Source organism: Trichocoleus sp. AS-A1, from assembly GCF_039962015.1.
Lineage (GTDB): Bacteria > Cyanobacteriota > Cyanobacteriia > Cyanobacteriales > FACHB-T130 > FACHB-T130.
Window position 1 is genome coordinate 17,960 of record NZ_JAMPKG010000005.1, and the last position, 20,294, is coordinate 38,253.

The following is a 20,294-nucleotide window of genomic DNA, read 5'->3' on the forward strand; positions in this document are numbered from 1 at the left end:
CAAAGTTTTTCTTAGCGTCTTTGCGCGACACTATCATCCGTCCAATGTGCAACGTCTGGAAATTCTTCAATTTTTAATTATTCTGCTTCTCCAATTAAAGTGAATGCCCCCCAGTCTTTAGGATTTGGATGTTGCTTCATGGTGCTTAGCATAGCGCTTCGCAGGGCGGCGGCTTTATCGGGCGTTTTTTGAAGATTTTGATAAAATTCTGTCATCAATGAGGCTGTAGGAGCGTCTGGCACTTGCCAGAGGGACACAATTACACTGGGTACACCCGCACTCATTAAGCTGCGAGATAAACCGATCACGCCATCGCCAGTGATTCTGCCTCTACCTGTGTCGCAAGCACTCAGGACTACTAATTCGGCATTGAATCTCAAGTCTAGAATTTCTTCAGCGGTGAGTAAGCCGTTATCGTTGCCAGATGGAGCCAACGCGATCGCACTTCCCAACCCTCGAATATCATCTAGTAAGCCATGCGTTGCGAGATGAATGATTCGTGCTGTAGGTATTTGTTGCAGAATCGCTGTTTTCGTTGCCTGAGAGCCGGTGAAAGCTTTCGTTTTAAACAGAGGCGCGATCGCTAAAGCTTCTCGTTCTGCACCCGGTAAGCTCGGTAACTGAGTCGGCGGATCGCCGATTTTTTCAGGAACACTCGGCATTGTGGGATTCCCAACTATCAGCACATCTTGATTTCGTACAGAAGTAGAACTTCGCGTTCCTACAAGCTGTTGTTGCTGATTCGTTAAATCCAGTACCTGAATCGAAGGTGCGGTGAGGATAGTATGTTGTTCAATTAAGTATTTGCCAGAAGCATCTTGCAATGCTGGGAAAGGAACTAGAAACAGTTCGCTTTGTGGAATAAAGATAACACGAGCATTTGGGTCTTTTGGGAGTAGGTCGGCAATAGGTTTAATGAGTAGTTCGTGAAGTTCCTTAAAGCCTTGTTTTGCTGGACTTCCAGGAACTTTAGCCTCTACACCTAAACCACGACCTCTAACACCAATCGATTCGCGGCTGCTGACAACAAGCTCTTCCAAAGAACTCTTTTTTTGCTGTCGCAAAGACTTAAGGTTGACTTTACGAAAGGCAATTTCGCCGGTTGGTTTAACTACCCAAATATAAATTTCAGATGTTTGGGATTGCGAGCTTTTTCCTATGGCATCTATGTCTTCGTAGACAATAGAATATTCAACCAAGGTAGCGTTCTGAAGCTTGGCAATCTCTTTGATTTTGTTGATATTCGGTGAGGTAAGCGTAGCTTGAACGGATGCTTCAGATAACCGCGAAGCTAATAGCTCAACAAAGGCTCTTGCTCTCCCCCGTTCAGCAATTTCCAATGCGGCTTCTATTTTATTTTGGGCAAGTAAAACTTGTTGCAAATTGCGATAAGTGCTGACTTGATCTTCAAAAAGTGATACTTTACTAGCATCATTTCTACCTAATCCGGATCGGACAGATTCTAATACTTCGATTCCATTTTTTAAATATGTTTCGGCTTCCGATAGCTTACCAGCACGCATAAAAGTCAGCCCTAAATTGTTTAAGGCGATGGCTTCCCCTCGTTTATTTTTAATTTCGCGAGAAATTGCAAGATCTTGCTGAAAGTAATTCATCGCTTTATCGTACTCGCCCATAGAATTATAAACGAGTCCCAAATTGCCTATCGCTTTTGCTTCCCCGCGTTTATTATTATTTTGTTTAGCTAAGGCTAAGCTTTGTTGATAATATTCACTGGCTTGCCGGTAGTCCCCCAGATTTTGATAGGAGAGAATTCCCCAAAAATTTAAGATATCTGCTTGCAAATCCCGATCGTTGATTTCTTGGGCGATTTTCAAGCTTTGCTGATAAAATTCTTTTGCTTTATCTGTTGTGCCACTTTCTTGATAAATGTTTCCTAAGTTTAGGATTGTTTGGGCATATAATTTCCGTTTTTCTCGAACTTCTAAGGCACTTTGTTGATTATTGGGTTCATCGGTAATTGCTAAACTCTGCTGATAATAGCGAATTGCTTGGGGAGAATCGTTCAAATTTTTATATACAGTGCCTAAATTAGACAAAATACCCGCTTCTGATTGACGAGCGTTAATTTTTTTGGCAATGGTTAAGCTTTGCTGATAATATTCAATTGCTTCCTGATATCTTGATAGATTGGCATAAATCCCGCCCAAATTATTCAAAATTTCTACTTCAATTGCCGATTCCCCCATTTCCCGCGCCATAACTAAACTTTGTTGATATTTATCAATAGATTGGGAGTATTCAGCGAGGGATTCATGAACATGACCCAGAAGTGCAAGAATTACCTGTTGGCTAGAGCGATCTTTCAGTTCTTGGGCAACGACTAAACCTTGTTGGAAAAACTTTCGAGCTTCAGGGTAGTTGTCCAGCAACTGATAGTAACTTCCGATAGATGTAAGAGCAGCTCCTTCCGCCCTACGTTCTTTGAGTTGCTGAAAAATAGGGAGTGCTTGTTGCCAAGAATCGATCGCTTTCTGATAGTCTCCTATTTGTTGATAAGCAAGAGCCAGCATACCAAGAGCGGCTGCTTCACTTTTAGGATTTTTAATTCCCCGTGCAAGAGTTAAACTTTGTTGCAGATACTCGATTGCTTGGGGATGTTGTCCCAGCGCCGAGTACGTACTTCCCAATTGTCTTAGATTCTTCGCTTCTAAGGGACGATCTGCAATCTCTCGCGCGATCGCTAAACTTTGCTGTTGGAAATCAATTGATTGAGAGTACTGTTGCACCCAATAGTAAATACTTGCCAGGTTTGCTAGAGCGGTTCCCTCTCCCTGACGATCTTTGAGTTCTCGATAAATCGTCAATGCCTGTTGTATCGACTGTAAGGCTTTGTCAAGTTGACGGTTATCAATCTGCTGAATACCTTGCTCTAAAAGGCGTTCAGCTTCTACTTTGCGGGATTCTGAAGTTTGTGCCAACACCTGTGTTATGGAAGGCGCGTTCAAAGGCGCTGAAATGGTAGCTAGGAAAGCGATAAGCGCAAAGATTCCGAGTTGAGGGCGCATAGCTGAAGGAAGATGTTGATTGAGTGCAGTTTACAGTCTTAGCCCAGACTGATAGGGAGTGTCCAGTGGTGCAGGGGAAAGACAACACGATCGCTCTCGGTACACATTCCCGTTAAGATTATCCAGGAACTTGTCCGATAATGGCTTGCGTCTTGAGTAATTGCGCGATCGCTAAATGCTGCTGGTGAAACTCAAAAGTATCTCGCGATCCTTGTGACTAGGGTTTACCGTTTAATTACTCAATAGCCATAAAAAAAGCCCGCTGAAGCGGACTTTATCGGTGCGTTCGGATAGATGTGTTCGGATAGATGCGTTCGGCGATGTTTAGCTCAGCATCTACAGAGGAAAGCTAATAGAGGAAAGTGATCTGAGTAGCGCGAGTGTAAGACGGCTACTCAATCAAGCCTTTTTGAATTTATTTTGGCGACGGCGCAAAATTTCTGCGATTGGAAGAATACCAAACGCCAGTAAGGTTGTGGGTTCGGGAACGTCTTTGCTGGGATTGCCAGCAATCCGGTTGCGAACTGCAACAGCGGTATCTGGGAAGTCGGTAAAGACGCCATCAATCCCTAATTTAAAGAATTGTTCGTACTCCAGCTCTGGGTTGCCGTTGTAGTCTGGAGCGAGGAAGAAGTCTTCACTGCGGAAAGTGTAGGCATGAACCAGCAAACCCGCCGCATGGGCGTCACTAATTAGGGATGTGGGTTGTAACAATGGCTTGTCAGCATCGCTAATGACCCCATCTCCATTGAGATCGTCAGGTTGACCATCGCCATTTTGATCGACCGTCTCAGCCGGAATAATCAGGCGTTTCCAAGGGCCAATTCCGCTTGCATATTGCGCGATCGCATTCAATCCTGAAGAAGTTATGAGATCGCCATAGGTGCGAGAATCACCACTGACAACAAAATCATACGGCTTGGCGGTACTTGCATCAAACAACTGAACCAGCGGCAAATTCGTCAGTGTTTTGAGAAATTTCAAGTTTGCAACTTCAAAGGATTGAATGAAAACCGCATCATCCGCATCGGTGTAACCGTTCTCGCTGAGGATTTTTACCAAAGGTTCCTCTAACGATAATCCGATGGAATCAAAGTAGGTCGGATGCTTCGTTTCCGGATAAATACCAATCGTGCGACCTTTTTCGGCACTCTTTTTCTTGGCTAGGTCGATAACTTCCTGCAAAGTCGGAATTTCATACAAACCATCATATTTAACCGATCCGGGGCGCAATTCAGGGATACGCTCTTTCGCCCGGAGGGTCTTGATTTCAGCCAAGGTAAAATCTTCGGTAAACCAGCCGGTGACTGGTTTTCCATCAATTGTTTTGGTTGTCTTGCGGTTAGCAAATTCTGGGCGATTTGCAACGTCTGTCGTTCCAGAAATTTCATTTTCATGGCGAGCAATAAGAACGCCGTCTTTTGTCGAAACTAAGTCAGGTTCGATAAAATCAGCGCCCATCTCAATTGCCAGCTCATAGGCTGCTAACGTATGTTCTGGACGATAGCCGCTAGCGCCCCGGTGTCCAATCACAATTGGAGGGGCACCCGTCAAAGTTGCTGCTGCTGCTTCACCCACTGGAAAAACTGCCAAAGCTGCTGTTGTTAATAAAGCTAGCTTAAAAACGCGCCACATATTGCTTTCCTCACCAATCGGCTCAAGCTTGGTTGATATGAAATTCATCAGTAAATGTACTTAAGTAAATGTACGGTGCCGAGATTAAGCTTGAGCATTAGGCTGGGTAAAGCTAAGTATAAATACCATTTAAAGATTGATTAAAAGAGCAGAAATATAGCATTTGCGCTTGGATAGAATCTGCGATCCCACCCTTTCTCGCTCTGCTTTTTCTCAAGTTGACGCCAATGGGCATAAACACGCCCCTACAAGTCAGCACTTTTTTGAGAGCGCAAGTAGACACAACGCTAAGTGAAGCTTGAAAATCATCGCGTCTGAAGTGACAAAGCATCTGGGTGTTCGCTACAAATTTGGATACCCCGCGCGTCGCCCTGCTTAGAAGAGAAGTCCACGCAGTCTGAAGGCGTTAACCTAAAGAAATAACCTCCTTAGCCCTGATTCTCGGCTATACTTCGGAGTCTTACAGGTCAATCTCACCATGAAGTTGCAGACTTATTTCGATTCAGAAAATAACGGTCACAAATCCTTTGAACTGCCCGGTGCCCGTCCCCACTACAACCCAGATCGACCCGGACAAGTCGAGCATATTTTCCTGGATTTAGCCCTGGATATTCCTAATCAAACCGTCGGAGGTACTTGCGCCATTACCTTACTGCCGGTGCGGAGTGGGATTGACCGTTTAACCTTAGATGCCGTCAACCTAAATATTCAGTCAGTGCAGGTTGACGAAATACCGCAAAGCTTTGACTATGATGGCGAACAACTGCACATCCAGATGCAGACACCTACTCAGGTGGGAAAAACAATCGAGATAGCGATCGCCTACTCGGTGGAAAAACCCCAGCGCGGTATCTACTTTATTTCCCCCAATAAACACTATCCCGATAAACCCGTTCAAGTTTGGACGCAGGGAGAAGATGAGGATTCCCGCTTCTGGTTCCCCTGCTTCGACTATCCCGGACAGTTAGCCACTTCAGAAATTCGGGTCAAAGTTCCCAAACTCCTAGTCGCCATCTCCAACGGATTGCTAATTAAAACTGAGGAAGATAACCACTACAAAACTTATCACTGGTTGCAAGAGCAAGTTCATCCCACCTACTTGATGACGCTCGCGGTGGGTGACTTTGCCGAAATTCAAGATGAATGGAATGACAAACCCGTCACCTACTATGTGGAGAAGGGCAGAGAAGAAGACGCCCGCCGCAGTATGGGCAAAACGCCCGAAATGATTGAATTTTTCAGCGAAAAATTTGGTTATCCCTACCCTTATCCCAAATACGCCCAAGTGTGCGTCGATGACTTCATCTTTGGCGGGATGGAGAACACCTCCACCACGCTGCTAACCGACCGCTGCTTGCTGGATAAACGGGCATCTTTAGATAATCGCACCACTGAAAGCTTAGTGGCTCACGAACTCGCCCACCAGTGGTTCGGAGATTTAGTAGTCATCAAGCACTGGTCTCATGCTTGGATTAAAGAAGGGATGGCTTCTTACTCAGAAGTGCTGTGGACACACCAAGAGTATGGTTTGCAAGATGCAGCGTATTACCTGCTCAATGAAGCTCGTAGCTACCTTGTAGAAGACAGCAGCCGTTACCGTCGCCCGATTGTCACTCATGTCTATCGCGAGGCGATTGAACTGTATGACCGCCACCTCTATGAAAAAGGTGCTTGTGTCTATCACATGATTCGGGCGGAGTTGGGAGACGAGCTATTTTTTAAAGCCATCCACACCTTTGTTCAGGACAACGCCCATAAAACAGTTGAAACTGTTGACCTGCTACGGGCAATTGAAAAAGCGACGGGTCGCAACTTACTATTTTTATTTGATCAGTACGTTTATCGCGGCGGTCATCCAGATTTCAAAGTTGCTTATTCCTGGGATACTGATAGCAAGTTGGCTAAAGTTACCGTTGCTCAAACTCAAGCCACCAGCGATACTAACGGCAGTCGTAGCGATTTATTTGACCTAAAAATTCCCATTGCTTTTGGCTATGTCTCAGGAAATTCCTCTAACGAGGATCGTGTAGAGACGCGAGATTCCTCGCCTGAACAATCCTCTACTGTCAATTTCAAAACTTTCGCAGTCAGGGTTCACGAACGGGAACAAAGCTTTTACTTCCCCCTCGAAGAAAAACCGAATTTTATTAGTTTTGACATCGGGAATAATTTCTTAAAAACGGTGTCTTTAGAGTACCCAGTTCAGGAACTCAAAGCCCAACTGCAATCCGATCCCGATCCCGTCTCCCGCATCTACGCGGCTGAGGCGTTAGCGAAGAAAGGCGGATTGGAGGTCGTAAAAGCACTTTCTTTTGCCCTGAAAAACGATTCTTTCTGGGGCGTTCGGGCGGAAGTTGCTAAACAGTTGGCAGAAGTTAAACTCGATCAAGCGTTTGACGGTCTAGTTGCGGGTCTAAAAGATAAAGAAGCCTTAGTGCGTCGTGCAGTGGTGCAAGCATTGGGAACGATCAAAACCCACGACAGCTACAAAGCACTGAAACCATTAGTAGAAGACGGCGACGCTAGCTACTATGTGGAGTCCGCAGCCGTGAATGCGATTGGCGGAATTGGGGCGGCAAATCTGGACGAAAAGCCCAAAGAAGAGAAAGTGCTGAAGCTGCTGCAAACAGTACTCAAAGAAAAGGCGGGTTGGAATGAGGTTGTGAGAACTGGCGCGATCGCTGGTTTGTCTCAACTGAAAACTTCACCCCAAGCGCTGGATCTGATTCTGGAATACACTGCCCAAGGCGTCCCGCAAGCGTTGCGTCTAGCAGCGATTCGCGCTTTGGGAACCATTTCAACGGGTCAGAATAATGTCAACTTGGAACGAATTCTCGAACAACTTGCCGCACTCTCCAAAGAGACATTTTTCTTAACCCAAGTATCAGTCGCGATCGCACTAGGGCAAATGGAGACTCCCAAAGCGATTGGGATTTTGCGAAGTCTTGCCGACCAAACCCCCGATGGACGAGTCCGTCGCATCGCTGAGGAAGCGGTTGAGCGGGTGCAAAAAAATGTTGGATCGGATCAAGCGATCAAGCAACTGCGAGACGAACTCGACCTGATCAAGAAGCAAAACCAGGAACTCAAAAGCCGCTTGGAAAACCTAGAAGCGAAGTCCAGCACCTCAGGTACCTAAGCAATTGCGATCGCATCAACCCGACCTCTCCCCCAATCTCCCCTAACCGGAAAACAAGGATCTCCTTTCCCTGTCACAGTGGAGTTGGGGGAGAGAACCGATAAGTATTGCCTCTCTACACTTTAGTTTGTTCCCTTTGAGGCTCCCCTGCGAGTTGCCGGTTCGATTTACCGCCGGGAATTAGCATTTCCAATCCACGGGCGATTAACGGTAGAAACCCGATAACCAACACTACGCCCAATACGTTGAATATCACCTGAGCATTGGCAATTTGGCGGGCAACATCAGCCCCCCCAGAAATCCACTGGGCAAGGCTTGCTAATTGAGCCGCAAATAAGATCCCCACGACTGCGGTTATCACATTGAAAATCACATGAAAGACACCCGTCCGCACAGCTTCGCGCGATCGCCCAATCGTTGCTACCAGCGTGTCAGCACAGGTGCCTACTTCCGCACCCAGCATCAAGGCGATGCCTGCGGGCAATGAGATCAAGCCAGAAGCTGCCAGCGTAATGACAATGGCTACTGTGGCGGAAGAGGATTGAATCAAGACGGTAAACAGCGCCCCAACTAAGGCACCCAGCAGCGGATTTTCCCCTAAGGTTTTCATCCAATCAATAAAGGGTTGGTAGTCCCGGAACGGTTTCATCGCCTCGTCAATCGTGTCTAGACCGAAGAACAGCAAGCCTACCCCCAACAAAATTAAACCGATGTTCTTCCAGCGGTCTGTCTTGCCCAAAAAATGCAACAAGAGGCCAAGGAACAGGGCTATCGGTGCATATTCGTTAATCTTAAAAGCGATCAGTTCAGCGCCGATGGTCGTCCCGATGTTGGAACCCAGAACCACGCCGAGAGACTGGACGAACGTCAACAACCCAGCACTCACCATCGCGATCGTCATGATGATCGTGACCGACGATGAATCTAATATGGTTGTTGCCACCGTGCCAGTTGCCACTGCGGCAAAGCGATTGCTGGTGAACTTGTCGATGAGATTTTTTGCGCGATCGCCTGCGATCGCTTCGAGTCCCTCAGCAAGCCGGGTCACACCATATAAAAACAGCACCAGACCCGCCAGCACACCCATGACAATTTTGAAAATATCGATCTTTCCTTTCGTTTCTCCTTCAGACGAGGCACTCTCAGCCTTGTCACTTTTTCCCTTTTCTTCGCCTTCAGGGGAAGCAGGATTCTGCTGTGCCGCATCAGTTCCAGCCGGAGGCTGAGCGTTGACACTGACTTCTAACGCCGGTGCGTTAAATAAGTGGAAATTATTTCCTGATAGGGAAGGACTAACAATCAAAGCTGTAACTACAAGGCTCAAACCCAACAACTTGAGTATTTTTTTCTTTGAATTTTTTGAAAACAACATGAATGACCCCGCAAAATAACGGCAATATAGGTTCTTAATCCCAGCTACGGGCGAAGTAAACGCTCATGGCAAAGCAAAGCCATAGCACTCGTCATGCTGATCTAAACCAAATTGATACTGATAAAACTCTCTATCGGACTGGCGCTGCGCTTTGACTACCTTGCCCAGCGTCTAGACTCGAAACAGCATTTTCGAGCTGCTGGGTAGACACTAAAGATTTTCGATGTCTCTCCCCTACGGTGCTTACCTCTTCAGAGGGAGATTCACGGCTCTAATACACTATTTATTCGTAATTTAAAATATACTTAAGATTATTTTAATTTCTTCCTTAAGAATAATTAGTCGCTGCTGGTTTTGCTGGTAGGAGACTTTAGCAGTTTTGTCATGGAACCTTGACAGAGAAAAAATAGCAAGTGAGGGAACTGTTTGCTCTCTTAAAGCAGATGGGCGATCCCCGCAAGTGTCTGTAGTTTTGTATACTATAGTTAATAAAACGTTAAAAACCTGGTAAAAATCAATGAGTAAAGTTACGAAAGAATGCGGTCGAAATCCCTGGAAATTAATGTTATTCGATTGATTAGGTTAAATAGTGGCTTGAATACTCCCAGAAGCCGCTAATGGCGAATTAAGTTAGGTTAAAAGAGGCAAGCACAAGCGTGAATCGGTACTCCCTCATCCAGTCTCGGCGCTACGATCCCGAAGCGATCGCCCAGTACTTCCGCTATCGTCCCTGGCGAGTTCTCTGGCGAGCCATCAAAATTATCTGGTTATTTGCAGGGTTTGTTCTTGGCTTAAAGTGGGACGATTGGCTGAACCAGGACTGGAAGAATCGAGAGAAACGCGCCACTCAACTGCGGGAAATCCTCACTCGCCTGGGTCCAACCTTTATTAAAGTCGGTCAAGCTCTCTCCACAAGACCCGACTTAGTGCGGAAAGACTTTTTAGAAGAACTCATCAAATTACAAGACCAACTGCCGCCATTTGATAATGCGATCGCATTCAATATCATTGAAACCGAGCTAGAACGCTCAGTAGAAGAGATATATAGAGAAATATCCCCAGAACCACTTGCTGCCGCCAGTCTGGGTCAAGTTTATCGAGCGCGTCTTCACACCGGCGAAGAAGTCGCCGTCAAGGTGCAACGCCCCAACTTGCTACCAACCATCACCCTCGATCTTTACTTGATGCGATGGATGGCGGCTTGGTTGAGTCCTTGGCTTCCCCTAAATTTAGGGCATAACCTGACTCTGATCGTCGATGAATTCGGTTACAAGTTATTTGAAGAAATTGACTACCTCAACGAAGGACGAAACGCCGAAAAGTTTGCCACTAATTTCCGCGATGACCCCAGCGTTAAAGTCCCAGCCATCTACTGGCGCTACACCAACACTCGCGTCCTGACTCTAGAGTGGATTGACGGCTTCAAACTGAACGATACCGAGCGCATTAAAGCAGCCGATTTGGAAACCGATACCTTGATCGAGATTGGCGTCACCGCCGGTCTACGACAGCTATTGGAATACGGCTTTTTCCATGCTGATCCCCATCCAGGTAACCTGTTTGCCCTGCCAGATGGTCGTATGGCTTATATAGACTTTGGCATGATGGATCAGATGGAGGAGGATACCAAAGAAACCCTCGTTAGTGCCGTCGTTCACCTAATTAACAAAGACTATATTGAGTTAGCCAAAGACTTTGTTAAGTTGGGCTTTTTGACGCCAGAAACGGATATTGTTCCGATCATTCCAGCCCTAGAAAGCGTACTGGGAGATGTCATCGGCGAAAGTGTACAAGACTTTAACTTTAAGACAATTACAGACAAGTTCTCGGAACTGATGTACGACTATCCGTTCCGAATTCCGGCGAAATTTGCCTTAATTATTCGTTCCTTGGTGACACAAGAGGGATTGGCTCTTAGCTTAAATCCCAATTTCAAAATTGTCGAAGTTGCCTATCCCTACGTAGCGCGGCGTTTGCTGACTGGCGAATCTCCAGAAATGCGGCGACGTTTAATTGAAGTCTTGTTCAAAGACGGCAAATTCCAATGGCAGCGGTTAGAGAACATGATTGCGATCGCTCGCTCAGATGATAACTTCGATCTATTGCCTACGGCTCAACTAGGATTACAGTTTCTCCTCTCTGAAGAAGGACAATTTCTGCGACGCCAAGTGCTAATCGCTTTGACAGAAGATGACCGACTTCATACCGAAGAAGTGCGACGTCTATGGAATCTAGTGAAAGATGACCTGAAGCCGTCACGGTTGTTTAATGTAGCCCTCGGAGCCTTAACGGAACTCTCCACTGAAGGAGTCGCCGCACTATTACCTTCTTTTGCCACACTTGCTGCCTTGCAGGAGAGAGAATAAAGTGTTGGGTCTTAGGGAATCGGTAATGAGTAATTGATAATTGGCGCGGTGTGCAACTTTCTGTATTTCTCCCTCCATCTCATAGGGGGATTGGGGGAGCTGACAAAATTTGCTTGACATTTCGATCGCCCCAACCCCTGATAAATTAGAGGCTGAGAAAAAGTTGCACATAGCGGTAATTGGTAATTCCATTACCGATTCCCCGTTGCCCATTTACCCGTTACCTATTAGGAGTTTTTAGTGTACTATTTCCCAGATCCGCCGTATTTTTTACTTGTTTTCGGTTTGTTTGCTGGAATAACCTGTGGTCTTGCTTTTGAAGCCACCCTCAAACAGCAAGTGCGGGAATGGTCGAAGAACCGCTCTACCCGGACTTTGGCTCAGATGCAAGGGATACAATTACAGTTGCCATTCTTGGGAATTTGTGGCGGAATCTGTCTGTTTCTAGTAGCTGGATTAGAGATTTTTGGCTTTCCTGGATGGCTGTCTTTTGGGACTTCGATGCCACTCACTCTATTTATTGGCATGTTAGTTTGGTCGCAACTCAAAAGCCTTTTAGGTCAGCTAGAACGCGGTGGCTCTCGCGCACTTGATTTAGATGCTTGGGAATAAGCGATTAGCGATTCGCTTTGCTATTTAAAAGAGAGAGGGTAAGCAACTGCTTACCCTCTTTCTTTTAGATTAAATAGCAATGATTATTTGGAACCGATATTAGTAGACATCCGCGAAGTCCCAACCATCAACATAGCCCAAAGGCCCTGGCGTCGCCCCAGGAACAACAACTTTATACCACTTGTTGCTCCATTGATTTTGGTCTGGATGGAAGTCTAGAGTTGTGCCAGTGGGTAAAGTTTTAATAATGCGACCCGAACATGGCGATGACCGAACATTTAACGGCCCTTTTGTTACGCGAACCTTTCCAGGAGCGAGAGGATTAATAATCATCCATCCTTGAGCACGATTGCTATCACAAGCATTTGTAGAATTAAATCCGTAAGTTACGCGAATCCAAGTATAACCATTGCCTTGCTGCGTACCTCCGCTAGGATCGTTGAGAACATCAGCTCCGGGTCTAGCGACCCGGAGGATACGGCAGCTGGTACTGGGACAAGAGCGAATGTTCACGGTACTCAGGACGTTATAAACCCGACCATCATCCGTCGCTGTGCCAGCGATATCTGCACCGAGAGCATTTGCCGTACCAACCCTAGCTTTTATCGCTTCGCGGGCTGTCTGAGCTTCCGTAACACCTCCCGCTTGTTCTGGTGCGACAGTTCTGGGAGCAAATTTGTTACCATCTTGAGAAGGTTCAGCTAAATTTTTGGGGACGGACAAACCTACTGCAAGGGCTAGTAGCGTAACCGTTGTGGCACATCCACCAATTACTTTAAGAGATCCAAGGCGCATAGTAGTTCTTTTCCTTTAAATCAGTCTGTGAAGGTTGTTTTCCTTCCGCATGTTATTAAACACAATGATGCAAACTGATTTTTCGGACTTGCCTACAATCAAAAATTCCATATCTATCTCAAGATATATTTAAGAGTCAATAGGGAACTTTTTGAGCCTAATTTTTATCTTTATTCCAATTTTCCAGCTCTAGAAAAAGGCGATCGCTTTTACAACTGAAAGCGATCGCCTTTGTGATTTAAAGCGGGAAAAAATTCAACAGCTTGCCGGTGTGAAGATAGCGGCTTCGATACGATTCAGGGCTTTTTCCAGATCGTCGTTCATGATTTGAATATCGAATTCACTCGCCGCAGCAATTTCGGCTTCGGCACGGTTAAGCCGTCGCGCGATCGCCACCTCTGAATCTTGCCCGCGTCCTCGGATTCGATTTTCTAGTTCGCTGACGGAAGGCGGTAGGATAAAAATCTGTAGGGCGCTTGGGAAATTTTGTCTGATCTGCCGCGCCCCTTCTAGTTCAATTTCTAATATCACCCACTGACCCTGCTGGATTTGCTCCTCCACTTGTCGTCGTAGGGTGCCATAACAGTTACCAGCAAACTCAGCCCACTCCAGTAATTCACCAGCTTCCAGCATTTGCTCAAACTGGTTGCGGCTAACAAAATAATAGTGTTTTCCCTCAATTTCGCCGGGACGAGGGGCGCGAGTCGTCGCGGATACAGAATAATACAGTTCCGGATGACGCTGCAAGAGCGATCGCAGCAAAGTACCTTTGCCTACGCCACTCGGCCCAGTCAAAACAATCAGCCTGCCAGTTTTCATGCTCCTGTCACCCGTGAAAATGCCTATTGCCTTAATTGTTGCTGGCATTCACATCTTTGCCAATCACAAAGCGATGGGCAACGGTTTCAGGCTGAATGGCGGAGAGAATGATGTGGCTGGAATCGGTAATAATCACCGCACGAGTGCGACGCCCATAGGTTGCATCAATCAACTGCCCTCTATCTCTGGCGTCGGTGATAATCCGTTTAATGGGGGCAGATTCTGGACTGACAATGGCAACCACTCGGTTTGCAGACACGATGTTACCAAAACCGATATTGATTAACTGAATGTCCATAAAAAACTAGCGGCATAACCGCCTAAAAAGCTTATTTAAGTCTAGTTCCCATGTTATCTACAAAATTTTTGACTTACAAGCCTAAAATCCACAAAAACTCGCGTTTTTAAGGGATCGCTGCTTTTTTTTCCCTTTTACCCCTATTATCTATTCCGAAAGGCAGAGGTAAGTTTGGCAACCGCGTTAACCTTCAACCGCACAAATTCAAATTAATTCATTCCTCTTGGTGCTAGTTATGAAAATAGATATCCGGCATGACTGGAACAGCTTGAGGGACGCGATCGCTTCATGATTGTCGATGGAATCGCTTTTCGTTCACAGACTGGGAAGTATTTCTTTGTATCCCTATAAAAATCAAATCCTACCAGAGGATGGATGGTTGCAACTATTTACGAGATTTTACATAGAGCACTTATCCGTAGAATTACAATTAATCCGCTTTTTCAGCATTTTTAAGAAATTAATCACCGTATTTTTATTGAAAAAAATAATTTTTGTATCTCGAAATATCAAAAATAAAATGCTTTTACTTAGGTTTTTCCATAACTTTAAAATACAAACCATAGCGATAAAGTTTCCGTAAAATAGGCTACTTTTAGTAGCGGTTATTGGCATGAGTCATTTATGCTAAAAAAGTAGCGCCAACCAAAGCACGGCAAGCGGGGGCGTAAAGATCAATCCTGATATACCGTGCTTCACTTACCAAAACCAGGGAATAAAAAAATGGCTATTCGTAAAACACTTATTGGATTATTGATTGCCACTTTAGGGATATTATCGGCTCCATCTGATGCAAAAGCAATTTCTTTAAGTTATTTAGAAACCGACCAAGTCTTTAAGAATTTAAATGTAGATTTATTGTTTGTTGCGGAGGGTCGGATTGGCAGTAGCAATAACAGCACTTACGAACTCGATTTGCACGATGATACTGGCAGCACTAATTTTACAGTGCAGAAACAACAGGAATTAACAGATTCAAATTACTGGCAAAGTGGAAGAGTGGATGCTTTCACTTTGGCTTACGACGCACTCACAAAGATCGTTACCTACAAAGTCGGAAACCAAACTTTAGCTTACGATTACACATCGAAATTTACTCAAGGCGTCACAGATATCTTTGTCCGCACTAGAGCAAATAACACGAATAGCAGCATGATGGTCAAAGACTTATTGCTGAAAGATGCGTCGGGTACGAAGTCCATCGCCGAAACTTCTAGCGTTTCATGTACCCTGAGTCCTAATTGCACAACCTGGTCCAAGGATGCCAATGGCAATATTTTTGAGGATGTGAAGGGGGGAGTACAATATCTTCGGATCGGCGATGTATCGGGGAGTTTCAGCCTTACAGGGAATTCAATTATGAGTTGGACGGGAAAAATCCCTACCCAATCCAATCTCGCCTATCAAATCAAAGTTGGGACGACCGATGACTGGAAAAACCAACAGAGCGTTCCAGAACCCAGCGCGACGCTAGGATTGACCTTGGGCGCGATCGCACTCGGTTTAAAAACTCGTCGCCGTCGCCAATCTGTCTAAGCCAATGTGTCTCAACAGAAACGGGTGATACTCATTAACGCACAAGGCTGTTTTAAAATAGCTTTGTGCGTTTTTTGTCGGAAGTAGCCTGAAACTGAGAGTATAGAAAGAGACCGCTCCTCGAAATCTTTACAAAAAATACCGATCGCGCGTGCAACTCGTTGACTTTACTACCTTAACTGCCGCTTGTTCTGAGCTGCGTGCTGAGTGGATACCGGCGCGGCTGGAACAAGTTTATCAGCGCGATCGCTTTACAATTTCCATAGCCCTCCGAACCCTGAAGCGGCGGAGTTGGCTGACAGTTTCTTGGCATCCGCAAGCAGCGCGTGTTTGCATTGGCGATCCACCCCCCCGGACGCCAGATACATTTACCTTCAGCGACCAGTTACGACATCAGTTGGGGGGCTTTGCCTTGGTGGCGATAGAAGCGAGTAGCGCTGACGCGAATACACCTTCAGCGATCGCGCCTTGGGAACGAGTGATCGATTTACAATTTGCCAAACGCCCAGGAGATCCGGCTATCTGGCACTTGTACGTTGAAATTATGGGCAAATACAGTAACGTCATCCTTACAGGTGCAGACAACCTGATTGTCACCGCCGCCCATCAAGTCAACGCCCAACAATCTAGCGTTCGTCCCATTCTGACCGGACAGCCCTACGAATCTCCACCCGCCCTCACTGCAACCATCCCGACTTTAAGCGAATCCCAAGAACGCTGGCAAGAACGGCTGAGTTTAATTCCCGCAGCACTGCGGCGTCAGATGCTGAAAAATTACCGGGGTTTGAGTCCAGCGCTGGTTGTCTCAATGGTACAAGCCGCTGGTCTAGATCCAGAGCAATCTGCCGATACCCTCAAACAATCTGACTGGGACGCATTATTTCTCCGATGGCAAGAGTGGCTGCAAGCAATTCGGCAAAGCCAATCCTCTCAGTCTTCTACCCCCTCGCCTACGACACTCCTAACTCAAGGAGAAACAGGGAAGATTTTTCATCCAGGCTGGACACCCGAAGGATACAACGTCTTGGGCTGGGGCATCGTTAAGCCTGCTGAATCAGTCCAACAATTACTCAACCGCTACTACACCGATCGACTCAATCAACAAGAATTTAACCAGATTCATCATCAGTTGAGCCAGAAACTCAACAACGTTTTGGAAAAATTACGCCTGAAGGCGTCTACTTTTACGGAACGCTTGCAGCAATCTGACCAAGCCGACCAATATCGGCAACAGGCAGATTTGCTGATGGCGTACCTTCAGAACTGGGAACCAGGGATGAAGTCAATTGACCTCAATGATTTTGACACCGACAAACCCGTCACCATTCCCCTCGACCCTGAAAAAAATGCCGTCCAAAATGCCCAATCCCTCTACAAGCGAAATCAAAAGCTGAAACGCGCTCGTTCAGCCGTTGAACCTTTACTCAAAGAGGTGCAAACGGAAATAGACTACTTGGAGCAAGTGGAAGCTAGCCTAACTCAGCTGGATTCTTACGATGACCCAGAAGATTTACAAACGCTTTTAGAAATCCGCGATGAGCTGATACAGCAGCAGTATCTACAAGATCCGGACAACCGCATCCGTAGGGACGAGGAGGGAAGCCACCCTTATCGTTACCAAACACCCAGCGGCTTTGAGTTATTAATTGGGCGCAATAACCGCCAGAACGACCAGCTAACCTTTCGGATGGCTGGAGACTACGACCTCTGGTTTCACACCCAGGAGATTCCCGGAAGTCATGGATTGCTGCGCGTCGCTCCGGGTTCTGTCCCGGAAGAAGCCGATTTACAATTTGCCGCCGATTTAATTTCCTACTACAGCCGCGCCAGACAAAGCGATCGCGTGCCAGTTGTTTACACGGAACCCAAGCACGTCTACAAACCCAAGGGTGCTAAACCGGGAATCGCTATTTATAAGCAGGAGCGCATTATCTGGGGGAGTCCTCAAACAGGAATCAACTATCTAAGGTAAGAAGTTTACAAAAAAATGTAAATATTTCTTTCAAAAAATGTGTATTTCCTGTTACAGTAAATATTAAAGAAATCTTACGGCTGGCGGATGGGAACGCGCAGCTCTGGATTTCCTCGGATTAACGACAACAAAAATAAAGATTTTGTTCAACCAGCTGTCACATCAGCTGGTTTTTTTTCAGCGGTGACTAGTCATTAGTCATATCGCAAGGCCTTCCCTTCAGATCCCTGACTTAGAGAAGTCGGGGATCTCGCCTTTAAGAATCCTTTAGGACTGAATCTGATTGAATATCCCCAGTTAAGAGGAACGCTACCCCGCAAGCAAAGCGTGGCGTTCTGCCAATCACGAATGACTAATGACTAATGGCGCTTCACTAGAATGTAAACGTGGTGCGGATAGTGCCGATCACAATATCATCGTTACGATTATTGTGGTCGGGAGCAGTAAGCCAGATAACCCCAGGTGTGATGGCGATATTGTCTGTCAATTGATACTGATAGAACGCTTCAATGTGCAGTGAAGTATCGTCATTGTCTCCCACGGGCGGGGTGGGGATGCCTGCTGCGGTTAATGCGGCGACTGCGCCGGGATTGATATCGATGGTTGAGTTAGTGACTTTCGGCTCCATCCCAACGATAATGCCAGCCAAGTTGCCTTGTTTACCCAGGTCCGGGAAGGCTAAGGTGACAGCCCAGTTCCAGATGTCAACTTTGCCACGCTCAATGAGTCCGCCTAAAGTGGAGAGGTTGCGCGTGTTGGTGTAGCCAACCCAGCCACCCAAAACAAAGCGATCGCTCAGTTGCCAAGATAACTCTACCCCATAAGAATTGCTGATCACGGGGAGATTGGTGCTGAACCCTAAGTTAGTTAAACCCCCGCCGACCGAACTACCGTCAATATCGGTATCGAAGAAGCGGGCAAGTCCGCCCTGGAAATTCGCGAGATTGCTGCCAGTTCCAGTGTCATTGTTGTTGTAAGAATGAATGTAGGTCAAGCCTAACTTCAAGCGATCGCTTGGCTTGATCAGTAGCTGTGCCAAGGCACCATAAGGGCCATTGAACAAACCACCATCTTCTTCCGGGTTAGCGGCGTCCCCTGCTAAATAGCCTAAGCTGAGTTCAAAGCGATCGCCCAACTGCTGCCTTAGCCCAACTCCAGCACCTTCTGCTAGGTAATAAATCGGCGGGCGCGTTCCAAAAGTAGAGAGTGCCCCAGTTGTACCGTCACCGTCGAGGAAGTTGACGGTATCGGTAAAGTCATCTGCCGCACCTGCATTTGCCGCAACCACCACTTCTGTTCTCTCACCGATGGGGAAAGCGTAAAGAAACGCATCCACAAAAACATTACTGTCGGTATCACCTGAGAAAAACAGGTTGCCTTCTGGTGTCAAAGTGCGTTCGGTAAGAGAACCGAGTCCTTCCGCTTGCAGTCGTGTTCTCAGCACATCTTTCCCGGTGAAGCTGGTTTCAAAATTCAGACGGGTACGATGACCAAAAATCGCTACATCGTCGATCTCATCGCCAGTCGCATCTTCTCCCTTGAAAATCCCTGCCAGCGCAAAGATCGCTTCTCCCTGTAGTTTGGTGGTGGTGGAAAATTGATGGCTTTCCAGAAAAGCGGTGCGACCTTCTAAATTATCAACGCGCGTCCGCAATGTCGCCAATTCCGCGCCAAATTCATCAATCAGTCGCTGTAATGTAGTTAAATCCGCTTTGGTGACGAAATCTGCCGAACTGGCGGCAATCAATTTCTCGATTTGTTGCAGACAAGCATTCAAACCGGCGGCAAATTCATACCGGCTGAGTGCCCGGTTGCCGCGAAAGGTGCCATCGGGATATCCTGCAATACAACCGTAACGTTCGACAAGCGATCGCAGTGCTTCATACGCCCAATCTGTCGGTTCTACGTCTTGCAGTTGGGAAACATTAGTGACTTGTTCTAGAGAACTATCCAGAGAACTATCCGTGTCCTCTGGATTGGTATAAACATCGATTTGTTCTAAAACGTCGGCATCAGCCGTTACTGATGTCGGGGTGGTAGCTGGGATTTGGGCTAAATCCGCCACTGTTGACTGATTCGGCGCGATCGCCGCTGATGCGGGTGTTTCTACCTTGACAGCAGATGTCTCGTCCAGCTTCATCTCAGAAGTGGTAATTGGGGCAGCTGCCACGGCTACCGAGTTTGATACCAATTCTTCATTTTTTTGATGTAACGCTTGAGATTCCTCTTGATCCTCCTTGATTGGGAGAGTCGGAGCGATCGCATCCTCGATTGCGTTCTCCTTAACTTCCATCACCGCCGGGGTTTCCGTTGCGAATGCCCCCGCATCCGTTAACAACATTGCACCGAACACTGCTGGGCTTACCAGCAGCGCATTCCACAGGTTTTTAAATTTCATTTCTCACTCCTGACACCCTTTCAAGATTCTCCGCAGCGACTGACTGCTCTACAGTTTGCTAAAGACAATTTATTGACAATTTTGCTGAATTTTGCTTATAAATTGCCTTTTTCCAATGAAAAGCATCCGTTGCTGCTGAGAAATTTTGCTTTTAAACACTTAAGAGACAAGATTTCTCCAACTTTTACAATCCCCCCTGATGGCATTTACCAGTCAAAACTCAACTATCGGCAGCAATATCATACTAAAATGAGAATTATTCTCATAATATTAAAACAAGACTCATTCTCAAAAAAAGTAGATTGACACTTCCACCGTCAATC

General features: G+C 46.4%; 12 protein-coding genes. 5 read left to right on the plus strand and 7 right to left on the minus strand.

Translation table 11 applies throughout. The features are described from left to right. Positions 1–77 precede the first annotated feature (77 nt). Positions 78–2,969: a tetratricopeptide repeat protein gene (locus NC994_RS05380; protein ID WP_242032568.1), complete on the minus strand. Its 2,892-nt coding sequence runs from the start codon at positions 2,967–2,969 to the stop codon at positions 78–80. Between the two features lie 459 nt (positions 2,970–3,428). After that, positions 3,429–4,664 (minus strand): glycerophosphodiester phosphodiesterase, encoded by a 1,236-nt coding sequence (locus NC994_RS05385; RefSeq protein WP_190438711.1) that lies wholly within the window; start codon positions 4,662–4,664, stop codon positions 3,429–3,431. A 478-nt stretch (positions 4,665–5,142) separates the two neighbouring features. Between NC994_RS05385 and NC994_RS05390 the strand changes: the two genes are divergently transcribed. Next, a complete protein-coding gene (locus tag NC994_RS05390) occupies positions 5,143–7,803 on the plus strand; it encodes a M1 family metallopeptidase (protein WP_190438496.1) in 2,661 nt (886 codons plus the stop codon). Positions 7,804–7,918: 115 nt separating this feature from the next. Here NC994_RS05390 and NC994_RS05395 read toward each other — a convergent pair whose 3' ends face one another. Next, positions 7,919–9,175: a Na/Pi symporter gene (locus tag NC994_RS05395; protein WP_190438499.1), complete on the minus strand. Its 1,257-nt coding sequence runs from the start codon at positions 9,173–9,175 to the stop codon at positions 7,919–7,921. Between the two features lie 656 nt (positions 9,176–9,831). Between NC994_RS05395 and NC994_RS05400 the strand changes: the two genes are divergently transcribed. Continuing rightward, positions 9,832–11,541, plus strand: coding sequence for an AarF/UbiB family protein (locus NC994_RS05400; RefSeq protein ID WP_190413903.1), 1,710 nt, complete (start codon positions 9,832–9,834; stop codon positions 11,539–11,541). 240 nt (positions 11,542–11,781) lie between these two features. Further along, positions 11,782–12,153: a hypothetical protein gene (locus NC994_RS05405; RefSeq protein ID WP_190413901.1), complete on the plus strand. Its 372-nt coding sequence runs from the start codon at positions 11,782–11,784 to the stop codon at positions 12,151–12,153. A 99-nt stretch (positions 12,154–12,252) separates the two neighbouring features. On the opposite strand, the gene NC994_RS05410 is transcribed toward NC994_RS05405, so the two are convergent. From NC994_RS05410 to NC994_RS05420, 3 genes are all read right to left on the minus strand, one after another. Then, the gene (locus tag NC994_RS05410) at positions 12,253–12,948 is read right to left on the minus strand and encodes an SH3 domain-containing protein (RefSeq protein ID WP_190438503.1); all 696 of its coding nucleotides are present in this window, start codon (positions 12,946–12,948) and stop codon (positions 12,253–12,255) included. 255 nt (positions 12,949–13,203) lie between these two features. Continuing rightward, positions 13,204–13,767 carry a guanylate kinase gene (gene gmk, locus NC994_RS05415; protein ID WP_190413938.1) on the minus strand — a complete coding sequence of 188 codons (564 nt, stop codon included), beginning with the start codon at positions 13,765–13,767 and terminating at the stop codon, positions 13,204–13,206. Between the two features lie 31 nt (positions 13,768–13,798). Further along, positions 13,799–14,065: a DUF370 domain-containing protein gene (locus NC994_RS05420; RefSeq protein ID WP_190413898.1), complete on the minus strand. Its 267-nt coding sequence runs from the start codon at positions 14,063–14,065 to the stop codon at positions 13,799–13,801. Positions 14,066–14,788: 723 nt separating this feature from the next. On the opposite strand from NC994_RS05420, the gene NC994_RS05425 reads away from it, so the two are divergent. Then, positions 14,789–15,601: a PEP-CTERM sorting domain-containing protein gene (locus NC994_RS05425; RefSeq protein ID WP_190438506.1), complete on the plus strand. Its 813-nt coding sequence runs from the start codon at positions 14,789–14,791 to the stop codon at positions 15,599–15,601. Between the two features lie 151 nt (positions 15,602–15,752). Further along, on the plus strand, positions 15,753–17,573 hold the full coding sequence (locus NC994_RS05430; protein ID WP_190438509.1) for an NFACT RNA binding domain-containing protein: 1,821 nt from the start codon (positions 15,753–15,755) through the stop codon (positions 17,571–17,573). Positions 17,574–17,946: 373 nt separating this feature from the next. Here the strand turns inward: NC994_RS05430 and NC994_RS05435 are convergent, their stop codons facing one another. Next, the gene (locus NC994_RS05435) at positions 17,947–19,971 is read right to left on the minus strand and encodes an iron uptake porin (protein ID WP_190438512.1); all 2,025 of its coding nucleotides are present in this window, start codon (positions 19,969–19,971) and stop codon (positions 17,947–17,949) included. Between the last annotated feature and the right edge of the window lie 323 nt (positions 19,972–20,294).

Excerpts from the sequence above, each read along its gene's own strand:
- NC994_RS05385 (WP_190438711.1), bottom strand. The coding sequence starts at position 4,664 with ATGTGGCGCGTTTTTAAGCTAGCTTTATTAACAACAGCAGCTTTGGCA.
- NC994_RS05390 (WP_190438496.1), top strand. The coding sequence starts at position 5,143 with ATGAAGTTGCAGACTTATTTCGATTCAGAAAATAACGGTCACAAATCC.
- NC994_RS05395 (WP_190438499.1), bottom strand. The coding sequence starts at position 9,175 with ATGTTGTTTTCAAAAAATTCAAAGAAAAAAATACTCAAGTTGTTGGGT.
- NC994_RS05410 (WP_190438503.1), bottom strand. The coding sequence starts at position 12,948 with ATGCGCCTTGGATCTCTTAAAGTAATTGGTGGATGTGCCACAACGGTT.
- gmk (WP_190413938.1), bottom strand. The coding sequence starts at position 13,767 with ATGAAAACTGGCAGGCTGATTGTTTTGACTGGGCCGAGTGGCGTAGGC.
- NC994_RS05420 (WP_190413898.1), bottom strand. The coding sequence starts at position 14,065 with ATGGACATTCAGTTAATCAATATCGGTTTTGGTAACATCGTGTCTGCA.
- NC994_RS05425 (WP_190438506.1), top strand. The coding sequence starts at position 14,789 with ATGGCTATTCGTAAAACACTTATTGGATTATTGATTGCCACTTTAGGG.
- NC994_RS05435 (WP_190438512.1), bottom strand. The coding sequence starts at position 19,971 with ATGAAATTTAAAAACCTGTGGAATGCGCTGCTGGTAAGCCCAGCAGTG.